17 protein-coding genes and 1 pseudogene are annotated in these 19,374 nt (G+C 75.4%); 9 read left to right on the top strand and 9 right to left on the bottom strand.

Annotation, left to right across the window (positions count from 1 at the left end; translation table 11 throughout):
* Window positions 1-14 precede the first annotated feature (14 nt).
* Complete coding sequence (locus ACZ7IF_RS04715) at window positions 15-1,289, top strand: streptophobe family protein (RefSeq protein ID WP_470962984.1); 1,275 nt, start codon at window positions 15-17, stop codon at window positions 1,287-1,289.
* Here ACZ7IF_RS04715 and ACZ7IF_RS04710 read toward each other — a convergent pair.
* From ACZ7IF_RS04710 to ACZ7IF_RS04700, 3 genes are read right to left on the bottom strand one after another with little or no spacing between them, the layout of a single operon-like run.
* The gene (locus tag ACZ7IF_RS04710) at window positions 1,286-2,239 is read right to left on the bottom strand and encodes a serine/threonine-protein kinase (protein ID WP_470962981.1); all 954 of its coding nucleotides are present in this window, start codon (window positions 2,237-2,239) and stop codon (window positions 1,286-1,288) included. The two genes, ACZ7IF_RS04715 and ACZ7IF_RS04710, sit on opposite strands and share 4 nt — an antisense overlap.
* Window positions 2,239-2,856 carry a hypothetical protein gene (locus ACZ7IF_RS04705; RefSeq protein ID WP_470962978.1) on the bottom strand — a complete coding sequence of 206 codons (618 nt, stop codon included), beginning with the start codon at window positions 2,854-2,856 and terminating at the stop codon, window positions 2,239-2,241. The genes ACZ7IF_RS04710 and ACZ7IF_RS04705 overlap by 1 nt, the downstream gene beginning before the upstream one ends.
* Before the next feature lie 8 nt (window positions 2,857-2,864).
* A complete protein-coding gene (locus ACZ7IF_RS04700; protein ID WP_470962975.1) occupies window positions 2,865-5,225 on the bottom strand; it encodes an FHA domain-containing protein in 2,361 nt (786 codons plus the stop codon).
* A gap of 160 nt (window positions 5,226-5,385) precedes the next feature.
* Here ACZ7IF_RS04700 and ACZ7IF_RS04695 point away from each other — a divergent pair, with 160 nt between their 5' ends.
* From ACZ7IF_RS04695 to ACZ7IF_RS04675, 5 genes are all read left to right on the top strand, one after another.
* Window positions 5,386-6,441 carry a cation diffusion facilitator family transporter gene (locus tag ACZ7IF_RS04695; protein ID WP_470962972.1) on the top strand — a complete coding sequence of 352 codons (1,056 nt, stop codon included), beginning with the start codon at window positions 5,386-5,388 and terminating at the stop codon, window positions 6,439-6,441.
* A gap of 73 nt (window positions 6,442-6,514) precedes the next feature.
* The gene (locus tag ACZ7IF_RS04690; protein WP_470962969.1) at window positions 6,515-6,997 is read left to right on the top strand and encodes an NUDIX hydrolase; all 483 of its coding nucleotides are present in this window, start codon (window positions 6,515-6,517) and stop codon (window positions 6,995-6,997) included.
* 48 nt (window positions 6,998-7,045) lie between these two features.
* Entirely contained in the window at window positions 7,046-8,302 is a 1,257-nt protein-coding gene (locus ACZ7IF_RS04685; RefSeq protein ID WP_470962966.1) for a Tm-1-like ATP-binding domain-containing protein, read from the top strand.
* A gap of 113 nt (window positions 8,303-8,415) precedes the next feature.
* Complete coding sequence (locus ACZ7IF_RS04680) at window positions 8,416-10,032, top strand: serine/threonine-protein kinase (protein WP_470962963.1); 1,617 nt, start codon at window positions 8,416-8,418, stop codon at window positions 10,030-10,032.
* The gene (locus ACZ7IF_RS04675) at window positions 10,029-10,646 is read left to right on the top strand and encodes a hypothetical protein (protein ID WP_470962960.1); all 618 of its coding nucleotides are present in this window, start codon (window positions 10,029-10,031) and stop codon (window positions 10,644-10,646) included. The genes ACZ7IF_RS04680 and ACZ7IF_RS04675 overlap by 4 nt, the downstream gene beginning before the upstream one ends.
* Here the strand turns inward: ACZ7IF_RS04675 and ACZ7IF_RS04670 are convergent.
* Window positions 10,624-10,950 carry a DUF6191 domain-containing protein gene (locus tag ACZ7IF_RS04670; RefSeq protein ID WP_470962957.1) on the bottom strand — a complete coding sequence of 109 codons (327 nt, stop codon included), beginning with the start codon at window positions 10,948-10,950 and terminating at the stop codon, window positions 10,624-10,626. The two genes, ACZ7IF_RS04675 and ACZ7IF_RS04670, sit on opposite strands and share 23 nt — an antisense overlap.
* A gap of 396 nt (window positions 10,951-11,346) precedes the next feature.
* On the bottom strand, window positions 11,347-12,636 hold the full coding sequence (locus ACZ7IF_RS04665; RefSeq protein ID WP_470962954.1) for an ATP-binding protein: 1,290 nt from the start codon (window positions 12,634-12,636) through the stop codon (window positions 11,347-11,349).
* Window positions 12,637-12,875: 239 nt separating this feature from the next.
* Between ACZ7IF_RS04665 and ACZ7IF_RS04660 the strand changes: the two genes are divergently transcribed.
* Entirely contained in the window at window positions 12,876-13,649 is a 774-nt protein-coding gene (locus ACZ7IF_RS04660) for a trypsin-like serine peptidase (protein WP_470962951.1), read from the top strand.
* On the opposite strand, the gene ACZ7IF_RS04655 is transcribed toward ACZ7IF_RS04660, so the two are convergent.
* The 4 genes from ACZ7IF_RS04655 to ACZ7IF_RS04640 form a co-directional block, all read right to left on the bottom strand.
* The gene (locus tag ACZ7IF_RS04655; protein WP_470962949.1) at window positions 13,646-14,164 is read right to left on the bottom strand and encodes an NUDIX hydrolase; all 519 of its coding nucleotides are present in this window, start codon (window positions 14,162-14,164) and stop codon (window positions 13,646-13,648) included. The genes ACZ7IF_RS04660 and ACZ7IF_RS04655 overlap by 4 nt on opposite strands.
* 37 nt (window positions 14,165-14,201) lie before the next feature.
* Entirely contained in the window at window positions 14,202-15,827 is a 1,626-nt protein-coding gene (lnt, locus tag ACZ7IF_RS04650; protein WP_470962946.1) for an apolipoprotein N-acyltransferase, read from the bottom strand.
* Window positions 15,828-15,880: 53 nt separating this feature from the next.
* Complete coding sequence (locus ACZ7IF_RS04645; RefSeq protein ID WP_470962943.1) at window positions 15,881-16,396, bottom strand: hypothetical protein; 516 nt, start codon at window positions 16,394-16,396, stop codon at window positions 15,881-15,883.
* A 127-nt stretch (window positions 16,397-16,523) separates the two neighbouring features.
* Window positions 16,524-17,627, bottom strand: coding sequence for an FAD-dependent oxidoreductase (locus ACZ7IF_RS04640; RefSeq protein WP_470962940.1), 1,104 nt, complete (start codon window positions 17,625-17,627; stop codon window positions 16,524-16,526).
* A 93-nt stretch (window positions 17,628-17,720) separates the two neighbouring features.
* Here ACZ7IF_RS04640 and ACZ7IF_RS04635 point away from each other — a divergent pair, with 93 nt between their 5' ends.
* Window positions 17,721-18,317, top strand: coding sequence for a TetR/AcrR family transcriptional regulator (locus ACZ7IF_RS04635; protein WP_470962937.1), 597 nt, complete (start codon window positions 17,721-17,723; stop codon window positions 18,315-18,317).
* Window positions 18,318-18,328: 11 nt separating this feature from the next.
* Window positions 18,329-19,225: pseudogene (locus ACZ7IF_RS04630) on the top strand (ADP-ribosylglycohydrolase family protein); the annotation flags it as partial.
* Window positions 19,226-19,374: the final 149 nt, after the last annotated feature.

Raw genomic sequence — 19,374 nt, 5'->3', positions numbered from 1 at the left:
GCCACCGTGGCAAGGTGAGCCGTACCTCCGCGAGTGCTTCCGCGAGCAGCTCCGCGGGTACCTCCGCCAGGGCTTGGCGGGACGCCCTCGTCGCCGTCGCGGCGGGCTTCGCGGTGATGACCGCGGTGGCCGCCGCCGCGCTGGCCTGCGCCGGCGCCGGCGATCTGCCCGGCGGGGCGTTCCCCCGGGTGGTCGCCGCGGTCGTCGTGATGGCGGCCGGGGGTTCGGTCGAGGTCTCCGGTGACGCGGGGTTCCTGGCGGGCGCCGACGCGAGCCTGTCCGTACTCCCGCTCTCGGTGAGCGTGGCCGGGGCGCTCACCACCGGGTGCCTCTTCCTGCGCCCGCTGCGCCACCGGGCGGTGGCCGGGACCCGCGAACTGCTCGCCCGGGCGGGCCGGTCGGCGGTGCTGTGGCTGGCGCTGCTCACCCTGTTCGCGCTCCTGGCCCGCCGGACCTTCGGCCTGTCCACCGGCGACTCCCCGCTCGGGGAGATCGGCGAACTGCTCGACTCCGCCCCGACCGTGGGCTTCCGGGCCGCGCTCGGGCCCACCCTGCTGGGCGGACTGCTGTGGTTCCTGGGCCTGTTGCTGATCGCCCTGCTGGTCTCGCGCCGCACCCCGCTCCCGCCCGGGCTGCTCCGCTTCCACACGGCGGTGCGGCCGGCCGCCCACGCGACGGCCGTGCTGCTCCTGGCGTACGTGGCCCTCGGCATCGGCGTCGGCCTGGTGGCGGCGGCCACCCAGGGGCACGCGGCCCGCACCCTGGCGGTGCTGCTGCTCGGACTGCCGAACCTGGCCTGGCTCGCCCTGACCACGGGCTTCGGCGGCGCCTGGCGGGGCGTGGCCGAGGGGCCGTTCGGCCTGCCGGTGCCGCCGCTGCTGGACCAGGTGCTGCGCGGCCCCGTGCCGTCCACGGTCGACGTGGCCTCGCTCGCGCAGCGCGACTCCCGGGCCTGGTGGCTGGTCGTGGTGGCCGCCGTCGCGCTGCTCGGCACGGGCGTGCTGGCCGCCGCGCGCTCGCCCGCGCGGGTCCGGCCCTGGCAGCACGCGGTGCACCTGGCGGTGGCGCTGGGCCTGGCCACCCTGACGGTGTGCCTGCTGGCCGGGGTCCAGGCCCGGTTCGGGCTGTCGCTGCTGGGGCTCGGGGACGTCTCCGGCCTCGGCGGCCGGGTCGAGCTCACCCCGTACCTCTGGCGCACGACCGGCCTCGCGCTCCTGTGGGGCGCGGTGGCCGGCTTCCTCGGCGCCCTTCTGGCCCGCCCCCTGCGCCACCCCGGCCGGGCGCCCTAACGCCCCCTGAACACCGGCAGCGCCCACCGCGGCGGCGGAGGCGGCGGGCCGTGCTCCGACGGGCCCGGCTCCGGCGCTCCGGCGCCCGCCCGGCGCAGCGCGCCGGTGAACTCCAGGCAGGTGCCCCACCGCTCCTCGGGCTGCTTCGCGAGGGCCTTGGCCAGCGCGTCGTCCACCGCGGCCGGGAGCTCCGGGCGGCGTTCGCTCGGCGGGGGCGGGGGGTCGTGCTGGTGGGCCCAGAGCAGGGCCATGTCGTCCTCGCGGCGGAACGGCGGGCCGCCGGTGAGCATCTCGTGGACCACGCAGCCGAGGCTGTAGACGTCGCAGCGCCCGTCGGCCGGTTTCCCGGCGATCTGCTCGGGCGCGACGTAGTCCAGGGTCCCGACGAACTGTCCGACGCTGGTGAACCCGGTGAGCGAGAGGGACTTCTTCGTCAGGCCGAAGTCCGTCAGGTAGACGTGCTCGGGGTGCTCGCTGTCGGTGCCCTCGGCGACGAGGATGTTGCCGGGCTTCACGTCCCGGTGGACCAGGTCGTGGGCGTGGGCGGCGTCGAGTGCCGAGGCGACCTGGCCGGCGATCCGGGCGGCCGTCTCCACGGGCAGCGGGCCCGTGCGGTCGAGCAGGGCCCGCAGGTCCTGGCCGGCGACGTAGCGCATGGCGATGTAGAGGATGCCGTCCGTCTCGCCGGCCTCGAAGACGGGCACGATGTGCGGGTGGTCGATGGCGGCCGCGACCTTCGACTCGTGGGTGAAGCGCTGCCGGAAGGTGTCGTTGCGGGCGAGTTGGGGGGCCAGCAGCTTCAGCGCGACGGTGCGGTCCAGGCGCAGGTCCCGGGCGCGGTAGACGACGGCCATCCCGCCGCGCCCGATCTCGTCCTCGACGAGGTAGCCGGCGAACCGCGTACCGGTCAGTTCCGAGGCCCGCCCGACGGGTCGTCCGGCGTCCGCCATCAGCGCCCTCCCCCGTCGGGGCGGTCCGCGACGCGCGTGGGCTCGTGCGGTGCTTCCGGTACGACGGCCGCCGCGTCGGTGTCCGGCTCCCCCGGCTCCGGCTCCGGCGCGGGCGGAGCTCCCGGTTCCGAGACGACCGCGTAGGTGGTCAGACGGCTCCCGTCGGTGTACACCCACCGTCCCGCCGCCTCCTCGTACAGCCATACGGACTCGCCGTCGATCACGATCCCGGCGCGCAGGCCCCCTACGGCCTGCCGGAAGCCGTCGCCGGCGGCTCCGGGGACGGTCTCCCGCAGGGCCCGCCGGTAGCGGTCGAGGGCGTCGGCCGTCCGGGTGAGGAGCGGTTCGGGGTCCTCGGTCCGTTCGAGGGGCCGGCCCGCGGTCGGCGGCGGCTGGGGCACCGCGACGAGCAGCCGTCCGTCGACCCAGGCGGACCAGCCGTTGGCGCACAGGATCTCCCCCCATTCGCCGCGCCGGGACAGCAGCCGGACGGGGAGGAAGGGGTCGAGGGCGGCGGTGGGCCGGGAGACGTCGGGGGCCTCCCAGGCGGGCAGCCCGTCCTGCGGGACCACGTGGGTGGGGCGGAAGCCGGCGCCGGGCTCCGGGGAGTCGGTCATGGCCGGGCCTACTTCCGCATCACGGCGGGCTCGTGGCGCCGCAGCAGCCGGGCGACCAGCACTCCGAAGAGCACGGACAGGGCGGCCAGCATGCCGACGTCCAGCAGCCAGACCCCGGCGGAGTGGGCGAAGAGGGGGTCGTCGGCGAGGGTGCCGGGCACGATCCGGCCGAGGTCGACGGTGCCCGCCATGGCGCCGAGCGCCCAGCGGGAGGGCACCAGCCAGGCCAGCTGTCCGATCACCGGTACCCCGTCGAGCTGGAGCAGCGCCCCGCAGAAGACCACCTGCACGATGGCGAGGAGGACCAGCAGGGGCATGGTGACCTCCTCCTTCCTGACCAGCGCGGAGACCAGCAGGCCGAGCATCATGGCGGTGAAGGACAGCAGGGCGACGGCCAGGGTGATCTCGGCGAGCCGGGGCAGGAAGACCCCGGTGGCACCGGGCGGTCCGAGCCGCACCCCGAACAGGCCGACGAGGGTCAGTACGACGGCCTGGGCCACGGTGATCGCGCCCAGGACCACCACCTTGGACATCAGGTAGGCACCCCGCGACAGTCCGACGGCGCGTTCGCGCTGGTAGATGACCCGTTCCTTGACGAGTTCGCGGACCGCGTTGGCGGCTCCGGTCAGTACGCCGCCGACGCACAGGATGAGCAGGGCGTTGACCGCGGTCTCCTGGGTGAGGGCGCTGCCGGCCAGGGCGCGGGCCATGGCGCCCATCACGAAGGGCAGCGCGACCATGATGACGAGGAAGGTGCGGTCGGCGCCGAGGGCGGTGGCGTAGCGGCGGACCAGCGTGGAGAGCTGGGAGCGCCGGCTCTGCGCCTGGGGCGGCGGGTCGGCGAAGCCGGCCGGGCCGGGCGGTGCGGCGTCCCGGGCGCGGGGGCGGCGGCCGGCGCCCGCCACGTACGTACGGTGCTGCGGCGAGGCCTCGTACTGGCCCGCCCAGTCGCGGTCCTGCTGGTTCTCGAAGGCCTCGAAGGCTTCGGGCCACTGGTCGAAGCCGAAGAAGCCGAGGGTCTCCCCGGGCGGCCCGTACCAGGCGACGCGGCCGCCGGGGGCGAGGACCAGGAGCCGGTCGCAGACGTCGAGGCTGAGGACGCTGTGGGTGACGACGATGACGGTGCGGCCGTCGTCGGCGAGGCCGCGCAACATGTGCATGACCGAGCGGTCCATGCCGGGGTCGAGGCCGGAGGTGGGCTCGTCGAGGAAGAGCAGGGAGGGCTTCGTCAGCAGCTCCAGGGCCACGGAGACGCGTTTGCGCTGGCCGCCGGAGAGGCTGTGGATGGGCTGGTCGGCGCGCTGCCCGAGGCCGAGTTCGCCGATGACCTCGTCGACCCGGGCGAGCCGTTCGGCCTTGCCGGTGTCCTGCGGGAAGCGCAGTTCGGCGGCGTAGGCGAGGGCTCGGCGGACGGTGAGCTGGGCGTGCAGGATGTCGTCCTGGGGGACGAGCCCGATGCGGGAGCGCAGTTCGGCGTAGTCGCGGTAGAGGTCCCGGCCGTCGTAGAGGACGGTGCCGTGGTCGGCGGGGCGCAGTCCGGTGAGGGCGCCGAGGAGGGTGGACTTCCCGGCGCCGCTGGGGCCGACGACGGCGAGCAGGCATTTGCCTCCGACGGGGAAGGAGACGTGGTCGAGGAGGGTCTTGCGGCCGTGGTCGACGGCCACGGCGAGGTCCTGGACGTCGAGGGAGACCTCGCCGGTGTCGGTGTACTCCTGGAGCTGGTCGCCGACGAGGCAGAAGGCCGAGTGGCCGATGCCGACGATGTCGCCCTCGGTGACGGGGGCCCGTCCGACGGGGGCGCCGTTGAGGTAGGTGCCGTTGTGGCTGCCGAGGTCGGCGATCTCGTGGGTGCCGTCGGCGAGGGCGCGCAGTTCGGCGTGTCTGCGGGAGACCACCAGGTCGTCGATGACGAGGTCGTTGCCCGGGCCGCGGCCGATGCGGAGGGCGGTGCGGGCGGGCAGCGGCCGGATGCTGGTGGGGCTGCGGAAGGTTCCGGTCATGGCCGGGTCGGCGACCCGGGAGGGGCGGGAGGCGGCGGCGCGGGGCGGCGTACGGCTGCTGAGGAGGGCGCGCGGGCCGTCCTGGGCGCTGCCGAATCTCAGTTCGCTGCCGGGGCCGACGGCCCATTCGCGGACGCGGTGGCCGTCGGCCCAGGTGCCGTTGGTGCTGTCCTCGTCCTCCAGGGTCCAGTGGTCGCCTTCGGGGCGCAGGACGGCGTGGTGCCAGGAGACGCGGTCGTCGTCGAGGCAGATCTCGCAGAGGGGGTCGCGGCCGACGCGGTAGCTCCGGCCCGGGCTCATCTCGGTGGAGCCCATGGCGGTTTCCAGGACGAGTTCGGGCGCGGTCGCCGCACCGGGCCGCTGGACCATGGACAGATTTTCCCATGAACGGCCGCAACCGGCAGAAGGACCATCGCCGCAGGTCAGAGGGTTCTTATGGGGAATGACAACGGTCCCCGTTGCAGCCTTTGCCGATCTCGTCGCGGTGCGCTTCACTTCACGCGTCGGAACCGAACAAACGGGGGAAGCCATGAGCCGGCACGACCACGACCACGCGTACGAGCACACCGGGGCGGACCACGCCGGGCACGGGCACGACGGGCACGGCCACGGTCACGGCGGGCACAGCCACGGCGTGGACCCGGACGCCGACCGCCGCTGGCTGGCGATCGCGCTCGCCCTGATCGGCGGCTTCATGGCCGTCGAGGTGGTCATCGGCGTGATGGCCCACTCGCTGGCCCTGATCTCCGACGCCGCGCACATGCTGACGGACGCCGTCTCGATCGTCCTCGCGCTGATCGCGATGCGGCTGGCGGCGCGCCCGGCGCGGGGCGGGTTCACGTACGGCCTCAAGCGGGCGGAGATACTCTCCGCGCAGGCCAACGGGCTGACCCTGCTGCTGCTGGCGGTCTGGCTGGCGTACGAGGCGGTGCGGCGGCTGCTGGACCCGCCGCCGGTGGAGGGCGGGCTGGTGCTGGTGACGGCGCTGGCCGGGATCGTGGTGAACGTCGGCGCGGCCTGGTGCATCTCGCGGGCGAACCGGTCCTCGCTCGCCGTGGAGGGCGCCTACCAGCACATCCTGAACGACCTGTTCGCCTTCATCGGGACGGCGGTGTCCGGTCTGATCGTGCTCACGACCGGTTTCGTGCAGGCCGACGCGATCGCCACGCTCGTGGTGGTGGTGCTGATGGTCAAGGCGGGCTACGGGCTGGTCCGGGAGTCGGGGCGGATCTTCCTGGAGGCCGCGCCGGCGCACGTGGACCCGGACGCGGTCGGCGACCGGCTGGTGGCCCACGTGCCCGTCACCGAGGTGCACGACCTGCACATCTGGACGATCACCTCCGGGCAGGCGGCCCTGTCCGCGCACGTGCTGGTGGAGCCGGCGGGCGACTGCCACGCGGTGCGCCGGGAGCTGGAGCTGCTGCTGGCGAAGGAGTACGGGATCACGCACACCACCCTCCAGGTGGACCACGTCCAGGACGCCCTGCTGTCGGTGGGCCGGCCGGGCGAGGACCCCCAGGGCGCGGACCCGCACTGTGCGGACGCCCACGGGCCGGTGCACCGCGAGGGGCCGCACGCGCACTGACGGCCCGCTTCCGGTGGCCGGTTACGGACGGCCGATCACTGAGCGGGGCTCCGGCGGGGCATGTATGGCCCCCGTGACGGATGCGAAGAGGTACAGGCGGAGCGCCGGCCTGCTGTTGTTCCGCCGGACCGCGCAGCACGGGGTGGAGGTGCTGCTCGGCCACATGGGCGGTCCCCTGTGGGCCGGGCGGGACGCCGGGGGCTGGGCGATCCCGAAGGGCGAGTACGGGCCGGACGAGACGCCCCGGGACGCGGCCCGCCGGGAGTTCGCGGAGGAGCTGGGGGTGCCCCCGCCGGAGGGCGACTACCTGCCGCTGGGCGAGGTGCGGCTGAGCAGCGGGAAGCTCGTGACCATCTGGGCGGTGGAGGCGGACCTCGACCCGGCGCTGACGGTGCCGGGCACCTTCACGATGGAGTGGCCCCCGCACTCGGGCATCGAGCGGGAGTTCCCCGAACTGGACCGGGTGGCCTGGTTCGCTCCCCCGATCGCACGGAACAAGCTGATTGTCGGTCAAATTCCGTTCCTGGAGCGATTGCTGGTGCTATTGGCGGATTGACCTGACCTTTACTTGCCAACAAACCCTACCTGCGTGGACATTGCACATATGACGAACGTCGTGCTGGTGGGAACCCTGGACACCAAGGGTGTCGAGTACGGCTGGCTGCGCGAGAGGCTGCTGCGCGCCGGCGTCGAAGTGGTGCTGGTGGACACGGGGATCATGGGAGAACCCCGGGTGCCCGCCGACGTGCCGCGCGAAGCGGTGGCGCGGGCGGCGGGCACGGAACTGTCGGAACTGCGCGCGGCCGCCGACCGGGGCGCGGCCGTGACCACGATGGCCCGGGGCGCCGAGGCGACCCTGTTACGCCTGCACGCCGAGGGCCGGCTGCACGGCGTGCTCGCGATCGGGGGCAGCGGCGGCACCTCCATCGCCACCCGGGCGATGCGGGCGCTGCCCCTGGGCGTGCCGAAGGTGATGGTCTCGTCGATGGCGTCCGGGGACGTGTCCCCGTACGTGGGCTCGGCGGACATCACCATGATGTACAGCGTGGTGGACATCGCCGGGATCAACAGCGTCTCGGCCCCGGTGCTGGCCAATGCCGCGGAGGCCGTCGCCGGGATGGCGAAGGGGTTCGCGCGCGCCGCGCTGGACCGCAGCCGGCCGGCCCGCCTGGGCTCGGGCTCGCGGCCGCTGGTGGCGGCGAGCATGGCCGGGGTGACCACGATCGGCGTGGACGCGGCCCGGGAGCGGCTGGAGGAGCTGGGGTACGAGGTCCTGGTCTTCCACGTCAGCGGCGCGGGCGGCCGCACCCTGGAGAAGCTGGCCGGGCAGGGCGTCTTCGCGGGAGTGCTGGACCTGACCCTGAGCGAGCTCGCCGACGACCTGTGCGGGGGCATCCTGACCGCCGGCCCCGACCGGCTCAGTGCGGCCGGGCGGGCCGGGATCCCCCAGGTGGTGAGCCTGGGGGCGCTGGACATGGTGAAGTTCGGGCCGCTGGAGACCCTGCCCGAACGGGCCCGCTACCGCCGGGTCCGCGTCCACAACCCCTCGATCACGGTGATCCGTACGACCGAGTCGGAGTGCGCGGAGCTGGGGCGGCGGGTCGCCGCGAAGCTGCGCGCGGCGACCGGGCCGACGGCGGTGTGCGTCCCGCTGCGCGGACTGTCCACGCTCGGCGCGCCGGACGGCCCGTACCACGATCCGCGTGCGGACCTGGCGCTGTTCTCGGCGCTGCGCGAGGGGCTGCGGGGCAGTGCGGCCCGGCTCTACGACTACGACACCCACATCAACGACCCGTCCTTCGGGCGGGCGGCGGCCGACCGGCTGCACGCGATGATCGGGGCCGTGTCGGCGGCGGCCTGACCACGATCCGAGACGTGCGGCGGGGTTGGGAACCGGCCGTGGCGGAAAAGCCGTCCTCCGGATGAAAAACAGGCCGGCGGGCGGCCGGCCGGTGACGCCGCGGACGGGGGCGCATGATGGGCAACGGCTGGACGGTACCCGGTTACACCGAGGTACGTGAGCTCGGCTCGGGCGGCAGCGGCCGGGTCGTGCTCGCGCTCCACGACGCCACGGGCACGGCGGTCGCGGTGAAGTACCTCAGCGACCGGATGCGCGAGGACCCCGCCTTCGTCCGGGAGTTCCGCGCCGAGGCGCGGCTGCTGGGCGGGCTGGTGTCGCCGTACGTGGTGGGCCTGTACGAGTACGTGGAGGCGCCGGCCGGCGCGGCGATCGTGATGGAGCTGGTCGACGGGATCTCCCTGCGCGCCGTGCTGCGGGAGTCGGGGCGGGCGGACGCCGAGGCCGCGCTGGTGGTGCTGAAGGGCTCCCTGCTCGGGCTGGCCGCCGCCCACCGGGCGGGTGTCGTGCACCGGGACTACAAGCCGGAGAACGTACTGGTCGCACCCGACGGCTCCTCCAAGCTGGTGGACTTCGGGATCGCGGCGGGCCGCGGCACCACCCCCGGCGTGGCGGGCACCCCCGCCTACATGGCGCCCGAGCAGTGGCAGGGGCAGCCGGCCTCGCCGACGGCCGACGTGTACGCGGCGACCGCGACCTTCTTCGAGTTCCTGACCGGCCGCAAACCGTACGACGGGGCGAGCTTCGCCGAGCTCGCCGTCCAGCACATCGAGGCCCCGGTCCCGGAGACCGAGGCCCCCGAGCCGGTGCGCCCGCTCATCCGTCGGGGTCTGGCCAAGCGGCCGGAGCAGCGCCCGGAGAACGCCGAGGCGTTCGTGGCCGAGCTGGAAGCGGTGGCGGTGGCCGCGTACGGGCCCCAGTGGGAGGAGCGCGGGCAGCGCAAGCTCGCCGCGCTGGCGGCCCTGCTGCCGCTGCTGTTCCCCTCGGCGGCCGGCGCGGCGGCGGGCACCACCGCGGTGGCCACCACCTCGATCGGCGGCGGCTCGGGCTGGGCACCGGGGCGCGGCGGCTGGCTGGCGACGGGGCTGGCGCTGGTACTGGGAGCGGTGCTGGTGCTCACGACGGACGCGGGCGCCGGCACCCCGCCGGGGGCCTCGGCGCTCAGCGACTTCGCCACGACGGGCCCGGCCACGCCGGGACCCGCGACGCCCGCGCCCGGGCCGTCCGCCCCGCCCTCGGCGTCCGCGAGCCCTTCCGTGTCCGCGTCGCCGAGCGCCTCGGCGTCCCCGACGCCCACGCCGATGCCGACGCCCTCGCACTCGGCGAGCCGGAGCCCGTCGCCGAGCCCGACGCCGAAGCCGACGGTGAGCCACTCGCCGACCCCGGCGCCCTCCCCCACGCTCCGGGTGACCAAGCTCGGCGTCTCGCTCAGGCCCGGGGTCTACCGGGGCGAGGCGACCGTCTCGTTGGCGGCCCAGGGCAGCGGTCCGGTCACCGTCGTACTGGAGTGGTTCCTCGGCAGCTCGCAGGGGGCCTACTCCGTGCCCGACGGCACCGACACCGTCGTCGTCCAGGCCGGCTCCGTGGCCCCCGTGATCCAGGCCCACGACTTCAGCCGCGGCCACGGCTGCTACGGCGGGGTGCGGGTCACCACCCGGCCGGCCGCCGCGAACGGCCCGGCCGCCGCCTCCGCCCTGCTGTACCGCTGCCAGGACCAGGAGGTCCCGCGATGAGCGATCCCCGCGTCCCGCAGGACCCCGCCGACGACGAGTACAGCGCCACCGTGCTCGGCAGCCACTGGTTCAGCGGCCCGCCGCCCCCGGCGGACGCGGCGCCCGACCGGGTCGAGGGTTCCGTGCTGCGGTTCGGGCCGGGGGTGACGGCGGCCATGGCCCCGCCGTTCCCCGTGGTGCCCGGGCCGCCGCCCGGGCCGCGGCCGCCCGCGCGGCGCGGCGGGGGCTGGCGGCGGTACACCCTGGCGGCCGTGGTGCTGGCCGCCGTGCTCGGCTACCTGGCCTGGCAGCGGTTCGGCCCGGCCGTCGAGGTGCGGGAGGTGGCGGTGTCCACCGACCCGCGGGGTCCCGGGTGCGGCGCGGCTGCCGATGTGGTGGCCGTCGTACGCACCGACGGGCGCCCGGGGACCCTCACCTACCGCTGGGTCCGCAGCGACGGCACCCGGTCGGAGGAGCTCACGGAGCGGTTGCCCGCCGGGCGGAAGGAGGCCGTGCTGCACCTGCTGTGGACCTTCCAGGGCACGGGCAGCTACCCGGCGCGGGCCGAGCTCCAGCTGATCTCGCCCGTCGAGCGGACCGCGGCGGCCGAGTTCACCTACCGGTGCCCCCGGTAGCGGGGAGCCTGATCACGGCGCGTCCGCCGTCGAGGTCGACGCGGGAGTGCGGCGGGGCGCCGTCCTCCTCGTCGTCGCGCATGACGAGGGCGCTCCGGCGTTCCTTCAGCTCGTGCTGCTTGCCCGGCGAGAAGCTGGCGTGCAGCTGCTCGAAGCCGGTGGAGGAGATCTGCCCCTGGCGGCCGTTCCACCGCCAGGGCAGCAGCCCGGCGCGGCCGGCGCGCACGAGCGCGAGGTCCAGGAAGGCCATCGCGGTGAGCAGCAGCGCGAGTCCCGGCAGGGTCATGAAGACGGCGAAGCCCATGGCCCGACCGTAGCCCACCGTCGTGCCCGGGGGCAGGGGCCAGGAGCCGTACTTCCGGCCGGGGTGGGTGTGGCCGTCCGGCCGAGGCCCGGGCGGCGGCCTCGCTGGTTGACTCGCAGACGTAGACGAGGGCGTGCAGGACGTCCTCAGGCACCCCTGCGTGCCGCGTTCCGGCATGCGACACCCCAACGGAACGCGGCCGTCCCGCACGGATGCCGAGTCCGCGCGGGAGGCCCGCGGCCGCTTTGGGGAGCGGCCGCGGGCCGTTTCGCGTTCCCGTCCCCCGCCGCAACCGGGGGACGGTGCCCGTGGGGAGCGGCCGGCGGGACGGCGCCGGACGGCTCCCGGTCCGGACGGGTTGTTCCGTCCGGAGGTCTCGTGGACTAGGTCCAGGGTCTAGAAGCGCGCGTGGGCGGTGATGTCGGCCTGGAACTCCCCGGTCATCGCGGGGGTGACCGTCGGCCTGCACTGCGCGACGGCCGCCAGGTAGTCCTCCGTGGTGGCGCCGAGCTGCGCGGCCGCCGCGCCGCGCGCGCCCACCGCCTCCAGGTCCCGTTCGAAGGACGCCTGCGCGGCGGTCCGCGCGGCGTGCTCGATGTCGGCCGGGGTGAACAGCTCGGTCGCCGCCACCAGTGCCGCCACGTCCACGCCGGTCCGCCCGGCCGTGTAGCGCGACCAGATCGCGGCGCGCGCTCCGGCGTCGGGGGTGCCGATGGGGATCAGGTAGTCGAAGCGGCCGGGCCGCAGGAAGGCCGGGTCCAGGGAGCGGATGGAGTTGGTCGCGCAGACCAGCAGCCGCTCGTCGCCCTCCCGGAAGCCGGGGATCAGCTTGAGCAGCTCGTTCGTCACGCCGTGGATGCCGCCCGGCTGCGCCGGCTCGGTGCGGACGGGTGCGATCTCCTCGACCTCGTCGATGAAGACGAGGACCCGCTCCAGCTCGGCGATCCGGGCGAAGGCGACGCGCAGCGCGGCGGCGAGGTTGCCCTCGTCGGCGAGGCGGGACGGCAGCAGCTCCACGAACGGCCAGCCCAGCCGGGAGGCGATGGCGCGGGCGAAGGTGGTCTTGCCGGTACCGGGCGGCCCGAAGAGGGTGATCGCGCGCGGCGGCCGCACCCCGTGTGCGGCGGCCCGCTCCGGTTCGGCGAGCGGGAGGACCACGCGCCGTTCGATGAGCTCCTTCTCCTTCTCCATGCCGGCGACCTTGGCCCACAGGTCGTTGGGCAGGAAGCGGCCGCCGAGGTCGTCGAGGAGGCCTGCCGCCGGCCCGTGCAGGGGCTCGGTCTTCTCGAAGTAGGCGACGGCGGGCTGCCGGGTGTAGCCGGCGTTGAGCAGGCCCTCGCCGAGCAGGTCCTCCTCGGGCAGGACGTAGGCGATCCGGCCGACGCGGGCGGCGATCAGGCGCCGCTCCAGCTCGACGAGGAGGGCGCTGGCCAGGCCCCGGCCGCGCCAGCCGGAGGCGATCGCGATCCGCATCACCCAGGCCCGCTCGCCGGTGACGCAGGCGAGGGCCGCGCCGATCGGGACGCCCTGGTGGACGGCGACGACGCAGGGCTGCCGGTCGGTCAGCGCGCTGATGCACTCGGCGAGCGAGAAGACGGACTCCTGGCCCAGTTCGGCCGTGGTGTCTATGAGATGGACCACCGCCGCGAGATCGCTCTCGCGGTAGTCGTGGATGAGCCAGTTCACTCGGTACCGCCCCTCGTTCGTGCTCCTGCGGCGAGGCTAGGGGCGGGCGGGCCCGGCGATCACGCACCGCGGTGCACAACAGCCGGGCCGGAAGTCCGCCGCGGCGTCCATAGACTGGGACGTTCCGCCGAAGCCGCCCGCCGGGGACCGGCGCGTCTTCGGGGCTTCCGACACATTCACAGCGGATTCATACGGAACACCGGGCTCCGGGCACAGTTTCGCCGGGGAGGCTCGGACGCATGATCCCTCGCACCCTTCCCCGGCCGGCCGGCCGTCCCCGCGCCCGGCGGGCGGCACGGATCCTGCTCGCGCTGACCTCGATGGCCGCCCTGCTGAGCCTGGACCTCCCGGAGGCCGAGGCTCTGCCCCCGCTCGGCGTGACCGTGGGGGCCGACGCCGACGCCACGGCGGCCCGGGTGGGGGCGCTGTTCGCGGGCGGCACGGACGGCGGGCACTTCTGCACCGCCTCCGTGGTGCGCAGCGCCGGCCGCGACGTGATCGCCACCGCCGCGCACTGCCTGGGCCACCCGGACACCACGGTCTTCGCCCCGGGATACCGGGACGGCGAGGCCCCGTACGGACTGTGGCGGGTGACCGGGGTGTTCACGGCCCCGGCCTGGACCCGGGGGGAGGACCCGGACGCGGACATCGCCTTCGCGACGGTCGCCCCGGCGGACGGCGCGGAGACGGGGAACGTGGAGGACGTGGTCGGCGGCTTCCCGGTCGCCGCCGCCGGGCAGCCGGGGGACGTGACGGTGACGGTCGTCGGCTACCCCGGCACCGAGGAGGCCCCGCTGCGCTGCTCGAACGGGACGAGCCTGTTCTCCGCCACGCAGCGCCGGATCGACTGCCCCGGCCTCGGCGGCGGCACCAGCGGCAGCCCCTGGCTGGCGGGCGGCGCGCTGGCCGGGGTGCTGGGCGGCCACGAGGGCGGCGGCACGGTCCCGGAGGTCTCCTACAGCGCGGTCATGGGCACCGGGGCGCTTGAGCTCTACCGCCGGGCGGCGGACTAGGGGCTGTCCGGCCCTGATCCGCCGGACACCCCCCCTAGGCCCGGCGGGGCCTCGAACCAGGCAGGCTCCTCCGTCAGGGAGCGCCGGATGCGGTCCAGGGCGAAGTGCTCCAGCGGCGGCAGGGCGTCCGGTGCGAACCAGGCCGCCTCCAGCAGCTCACCGTCGGCGGAGCGGGGCTCGCCGCCGGTGGCCCGGCAGCGGAAGGTGATGTCCTGGAACTGGCAGACGTCGCCGTTCGGGTAGGTGATCGGTTCGAGCATCTGCACGAGGACCACCCGCTCGGGGACGCACCGCACGGCCGTCTCCTCGTACACCTCGCGCACCGCCGTCTCGGCGGGCTGTTCGCCCGGCTCGGCGATCCCGCCGACGACGGACCACTTCCCGGTGTCGGCCCGGCGCCCGAGCAGCACCCGGCCCCGGTCGTCGACGACGACGGCGGTGACGCCGGGCAGCAGGAGCAGCCGGTGGCCGGCGCCGCTCGCCCTGATCTCACGGATGTACTCGGGTGTGGTCATGCCCCGACCCTACGGGGCCCGGCCGCGGCCGCCGTCGTCATGCGGCCCGGCGGGCGCGAACCCGGCGGGTCAGCACCCACCCGAGCCCGCCGGCCGCGACGAGGAGCAGCGCGTACTCGGGCAGCGGGCCCAGGCGGGTGGCCGGGGTCTGCCCGGAGCGCAGCGGGATCTCGGCGACGAGGGCGTCGGCGGTGAACATCTCCGTCTGCTGCGTGACCTTCCCGTCGGGCTGGATGACGGCGCTGACCCCGCTGGTGACGGGAACGAGGACGGTACGGCTGTGCTCGACGGCTCGGATCCGGTCCATGGCCAGCTGCTGGTAGGTCATCTGGGTCCGGCCGAAGGTGGCGTTGTTGCTGGGCACCGCGATGACCTGGGCGCCGGCCCGCACGGTGGAGCGGACGGCGTCGTCGAAGGCGGCCTCGTAGCAGGTGACCATGCCGACGCCGGTGCCCTCCAGGTCGAAGACGCCGGGCTCCTTGCCGGGGCCGAAGTCGCGGCGGACCCGGTCCACGTCGGAGCTGAAGAGGCGGACGAAGGAGCGCATCGGGATGCGCTCGCCGAAGGGCTGGATCTTGCGCTTGTCGTAGGTGTCGGTGGGGCCCTTGACCGGGTCCCACAGGATCATCGTGTTGCGCAGCGGCCCGGTCTCGGGGGCCAGTACGGAGCCGATCGCGACGGGTACGCCGACGGCCTTGACCGCGTTGTCGATGACGGCGTGGGCGTCGGGCTGGGTGTACGGGTCGATGTCGGAGGAGTTCTCCGGCCACAGGACGAAGTCCGGCTTCGGGACGCGGCCGGCCTTGACGTCCTCGGCGAGCTGGATCGTGCGGTTCGCGTGGTTGTCGAGGACCTGGCGGCGCTGGGCGTTGAAGTCGAACCCGGCGCGCGGCACGTTGCCCTGGATGACGGCGGCCACGGCCGTGCCGTCCTCGGCGGCGCCGGAGACCAGCGGGCGGGCGGCGAGGCCGGCGCCGACCGGGGCGGCGACGGCGAGCGCGGCGAGGGCCGCGGCGCCGCGCCGGGGGTCTCGGCGGGCGGTGCGCAGGACCTCGTACAGGCCGAAGCCGCACAGGGCGACGGCGAAGGAGAGCAGCGGGGTGCCGCCGACGGCGGCGAGCGGGGTGAGGACGCCGTCGGCCTGCCCGAAGGCGAGCTTGCCCCAGGAGAAGCCCCCGAAGGGGGCCCGGGCCCGCAGGGCCTCGCCCGCGATCCAGACGGCGGCGGCCCACAGGGGCCATCCGGGCAGCCGGCTGACGAGGGCGACGCCGAGGCAGGTCAGGCCGATGAGGAGGGCTTCGAGGGTGACGAGGGCGATCCAGGGGACCGGGCCCACGCCCTCGCTGGTCCACACGAGGAGCGGCAGCAGGAAGCCGAGCCCGAAGAGGAACCCGAGGCCGAAGCCGGCCCGGGCCCGGCGGCCGCGCAGGCAGCCGGCGAGCAGGGCGAGGGCGAAGGGGGCCAGCCACCACGTCGGGCGGGGCGGGAAGCTGAGGTAGAGCAGCACACCGGCGGCTCCGGCCAGGGCGGAACGCATCAGCCAGGCGGCCTTGTGCTCCCCCTGACGCGGGGAGGCGGCGGCTTCGGACGGGGCGACCGCCGCTGCTCGTCCGGCTGGCTGCGAGGGCTCGCTCTCGGCGGCGCGGGTGACACTGCTGCTCATCTGGCGGAGTGTACGTCCCCGCGTCCCAAGGGCCGGTAAGGAGCCGCCGCGCGCTACCGCGCGAGGGCGCGCAGGTGGGTGCGGATGACCCGGACGGCGTTCTCGGCGTCGTCGACGGTGACCGTGAACAGCTTCCCGTCGCCGAGCCGCAGCTCCACGCCCTCGCCGCGCCGGACGATGACGGCGGTGCCCTTCTCGGGGCGCCAGCGGTAGCCCCAGCCGCCCCACTGCTGGGGGGTGATGCGGGGGCGGAACTCGGCGGAGGCGACCTCCGCGAGCCGGATCTTGCGACGGGGCAGTCCGATGTGGCCGCAGCGCACTTCCAGGGCCTCGGCATCGACGGTGACCGCCACGTGCACGAAGGCGAGGGTGCCGTAGAGGATGAGCAGCCCGACCGCCAGGCAGCCGATCACGGACATCAGCAGCGGGACGAACCCGGCGGTCCAGGAGTTGTCGACGGCCAGCTCCACCCCCAGCGCGAGGCAGGCCGCGCCGGCCGCGGCCAGCAGCCACTGCACACGGTTGGTGGCCCGGCCCGTCCAGAGGGGGCCCGGCGGGTGACCCGTCATGAGCAGCAGCGTACCCACGTTCCGCATCCGCGCCACCACCTCTGCGCCACTCGGCGCATCACTCTCCGAGGGCTGGCGCCTGCCCGCGCCCGGCCCGCCCAAACGGGGCCCGAGGGGGTTCCCCCTCCTACGCCGGGAGCAGGCCGATCAGGGCGTCGCGCAGGGCCGGGCGGCGGGTGGTCACGAAGCGGTGCAGGGTCCTGGAGCCGAGGGCCACCCGCTGCGCGCTGCGGCGGCGCTCCGCGTCGTAGGCACGCAGTGCTGCGGGCAGACCCGTGCGGCCGTGGGCGGCGACGGCGCGGGTGAGGGCCTCGGCGTCGAGCAGGGCCGTGCAGGCGCCCTGGCCGAGGTTGGGGGTCATGGCGTGGGCGGCGTCGCCGACCAGGGCGATCCGGCCGGCGGTGACGAAGGAGGGCAGGGCCGGGTGGAGGTGGCGCATCTCGTACCGGATCCAGGTCGCGGGGTCGGTCTCGGCGAGCACGCGCGGGACCGGGTCGTGCCAGCCCGCGAAGGCGGCCCGCAGTCCGTCGGCGGTGGTGGCCTCGGGGACGGTGGCGTACCAGTTGGTGCGGCCGGGCTCGACGGGGGTCATCCCGAAGAAGCGGCCGTCGCCCCAGGTCTCCCCGTAGACCCCGGTCTCGAAGCCGGCGATGCCGATCCAGGCGACGGTGCCGACGGCGCGCACCGCGCTGCGGGTGCCGAAGTGGGCGGTGCGGACGGCGCTGTTGATGCCGTCGGCGCCGATGACGAGGTCGGCGTCGAGGGTGCGGGGGTCGGTGAGCCGCTGCCCGTACTCGACGTCCGCGCCGCCGATCCGGCCGAGTTCGGCGAGCAGCGCGTCGATCAGGTGGGGCCGGGAGACGAGCAGCTCGGGGCGGCCGGCCTTGCGTTCGACACGTTCGAGGGGGAGGGCGGCTAGCACCCTGCCGTCCGGCCGCCGGATGTGGGCCCGGCGGTACGGGAGGGCCCGCGCGCGGAGGGCTTCGCCGAGGCCGAGCCGGTCCAGGGCGGACTGGGCGGTGGGGTGGATGCCGAAGGCGGTGCCGTAGCGCTCCAGGGCGGTGCGGCCCTCCAGGACGCGTACGGACCAGCCGGCGCGGCGGAGGCCGATGGCGGTGGCGAGCCCGCCGACGCCCGCGCCGACGACGACTGCCGTGCCGGGGGTGCCGCTCCCGGCCTTGCCGTCGTGCTCGCCGTTCCTGCCGTTCCCGCCGTGCCGGTCGTTTGCCATGACGTGCCCCTCGATCCGTCGGACGAACAGAACCACACCACCACAACCATGGTACCCCATCCGTGGTACCACGGTTGTGGTTATCCTGGCAAGGTGAATCAGGACCGGAGGGACCGGCTGCGCGACGCGGCCGTCGCGGTGCTGGCCGAGGCGGGCGGGCGCGGGCTCACCCACCGGGCCGTCGACGCCGCCGCCGAAGTGCCGCTGGGCACTGCCAAGAACTACTTCCCGAGCCGTGACGCGCTGCTGCGGGCCGTGGCCGAACGCTGCCTGGAGCAGTACCGGGCCGTGGCCGCCACCCTGGCGGGAGCAGGTCCGGGACCCTCGGACCGGGCGGGCCTGGCCGCGCTGCTGGCCGGACTGCTGCGGAACGTGGCCGGGCCGGGACGGCCGCGCGTGCTCGCCTACCTGGAGCTCCAGACCGAAGCAACCCGGCGGCCCTGGCTGGCCGGGCTGCTGGACCCGATCGCCTCCGGCGACTTCGCCGCGCACCGGGCCCTGCTGGCCGGAGCCGGCCTCCCCGCCGGGCCGCGGCAGACCCGCGCCCTGACCCTCGCGCTGCACGGGGCGATCCCGCACCTGCTGGCGGGCGCCCCGGAGACCCTGGCCGCGGCCGGGCTCGACGACCTCGACGGCTTCGCGAGCGGCCTGCTGGCGGCCGTGTGCCCCGAAGGGGCGGGGACCCGGTGACCACCACCCGCGTGGACCGGGCCGTGGGAGCCGTACTGGGCTCGGCCGCGGGGGACGCGCTGGGGGCTCCGTACGAGTTCGGGCCCGCGGGGCAGCTGAGCGCGCGGGGCGAGGAGATGCGCGGGGGCGGCGGCTGGGATCCGGGCGAGGCGACGGACGACACCCAGATGGCGGTCCTGGTGGCCGAGTCCCTGCTGGAGCGCGGCGGTCTCGAACTCCCGGACGTCTTCGCGCGGTTCCAGCGCTGGGCGGCCGGGCAGCCCAAGGACATCGGGCTCCAGACCGAGGACGTGCTCACCAACGGCCTGCCCTGGGACCTGGCCGCCGCCCGTCACTTCCAGGTGAACGCGCGGGCGGCGGGCAACGGTTCCCTGATGCGGGCCGCCGGCTCGGCGGTGTACTTCGCCTCCGCCGGGCGCGAGGCCTCCATGGACGCGGCCCGGCGGATCGCGGCCCTCACCCACGGGGACCGGGCCGCCTGGGAGGGCACCGCCCTCCTGCACGAGCTCGTACGGGTGGCCCTGGACGGCGGCGATCCGCTGGCCGCGCTCCCGGAGGCACTGGAGGCGGTGCACCCGGACCACCGCGACCGGTACGCCCGCGTGCTCGCCCCCGACTGGCACCCCGGCCTGGCCACCGAGTTCAACGGGGCGGTGTGGCCCTGCCTGGGCTCGGCGGTGTGGGCCCTGCGTACGGCCTGCGGGTTCGCCGAGGCCGTACGGGCCGCCGTGGACCTGGGCGGGGACACCGACACCGTCGCCGCCGTGACCGGGACCCTGGCCGGCGCGGTGTACGGGCAGGCGGCGGTCCCGGAGCGGTGGACGGGCCCGCTGCACGTGCCGCTGCCCGGCTTCGGCGACCGGGTCCTCGACGCCGACGCGCTGCGCGCCCTGGGCCGGCGGCTCGCGGACGCGGGGTGGGCCCAGGGGGGGGGGGGGGGGGGGGGGGGGGGGGGGGGGGGGGGGGGCGGGACGGGGGGGGGGGGGGGGGGGGGGGGGGGGGGGGGGCCGTTGGTGGGCCACGAAAGTTCCGTGTTTCTGCCCGGAACGCTCCCCGC

It is taken from the genome of Streptomyces sp. NPDC037421 (assembly GCF_055602105.1).
Note: the sequence above shows the minus strand (reverse complement) of the source record. Positions and strands in the feature narration are given on the sequence as shown.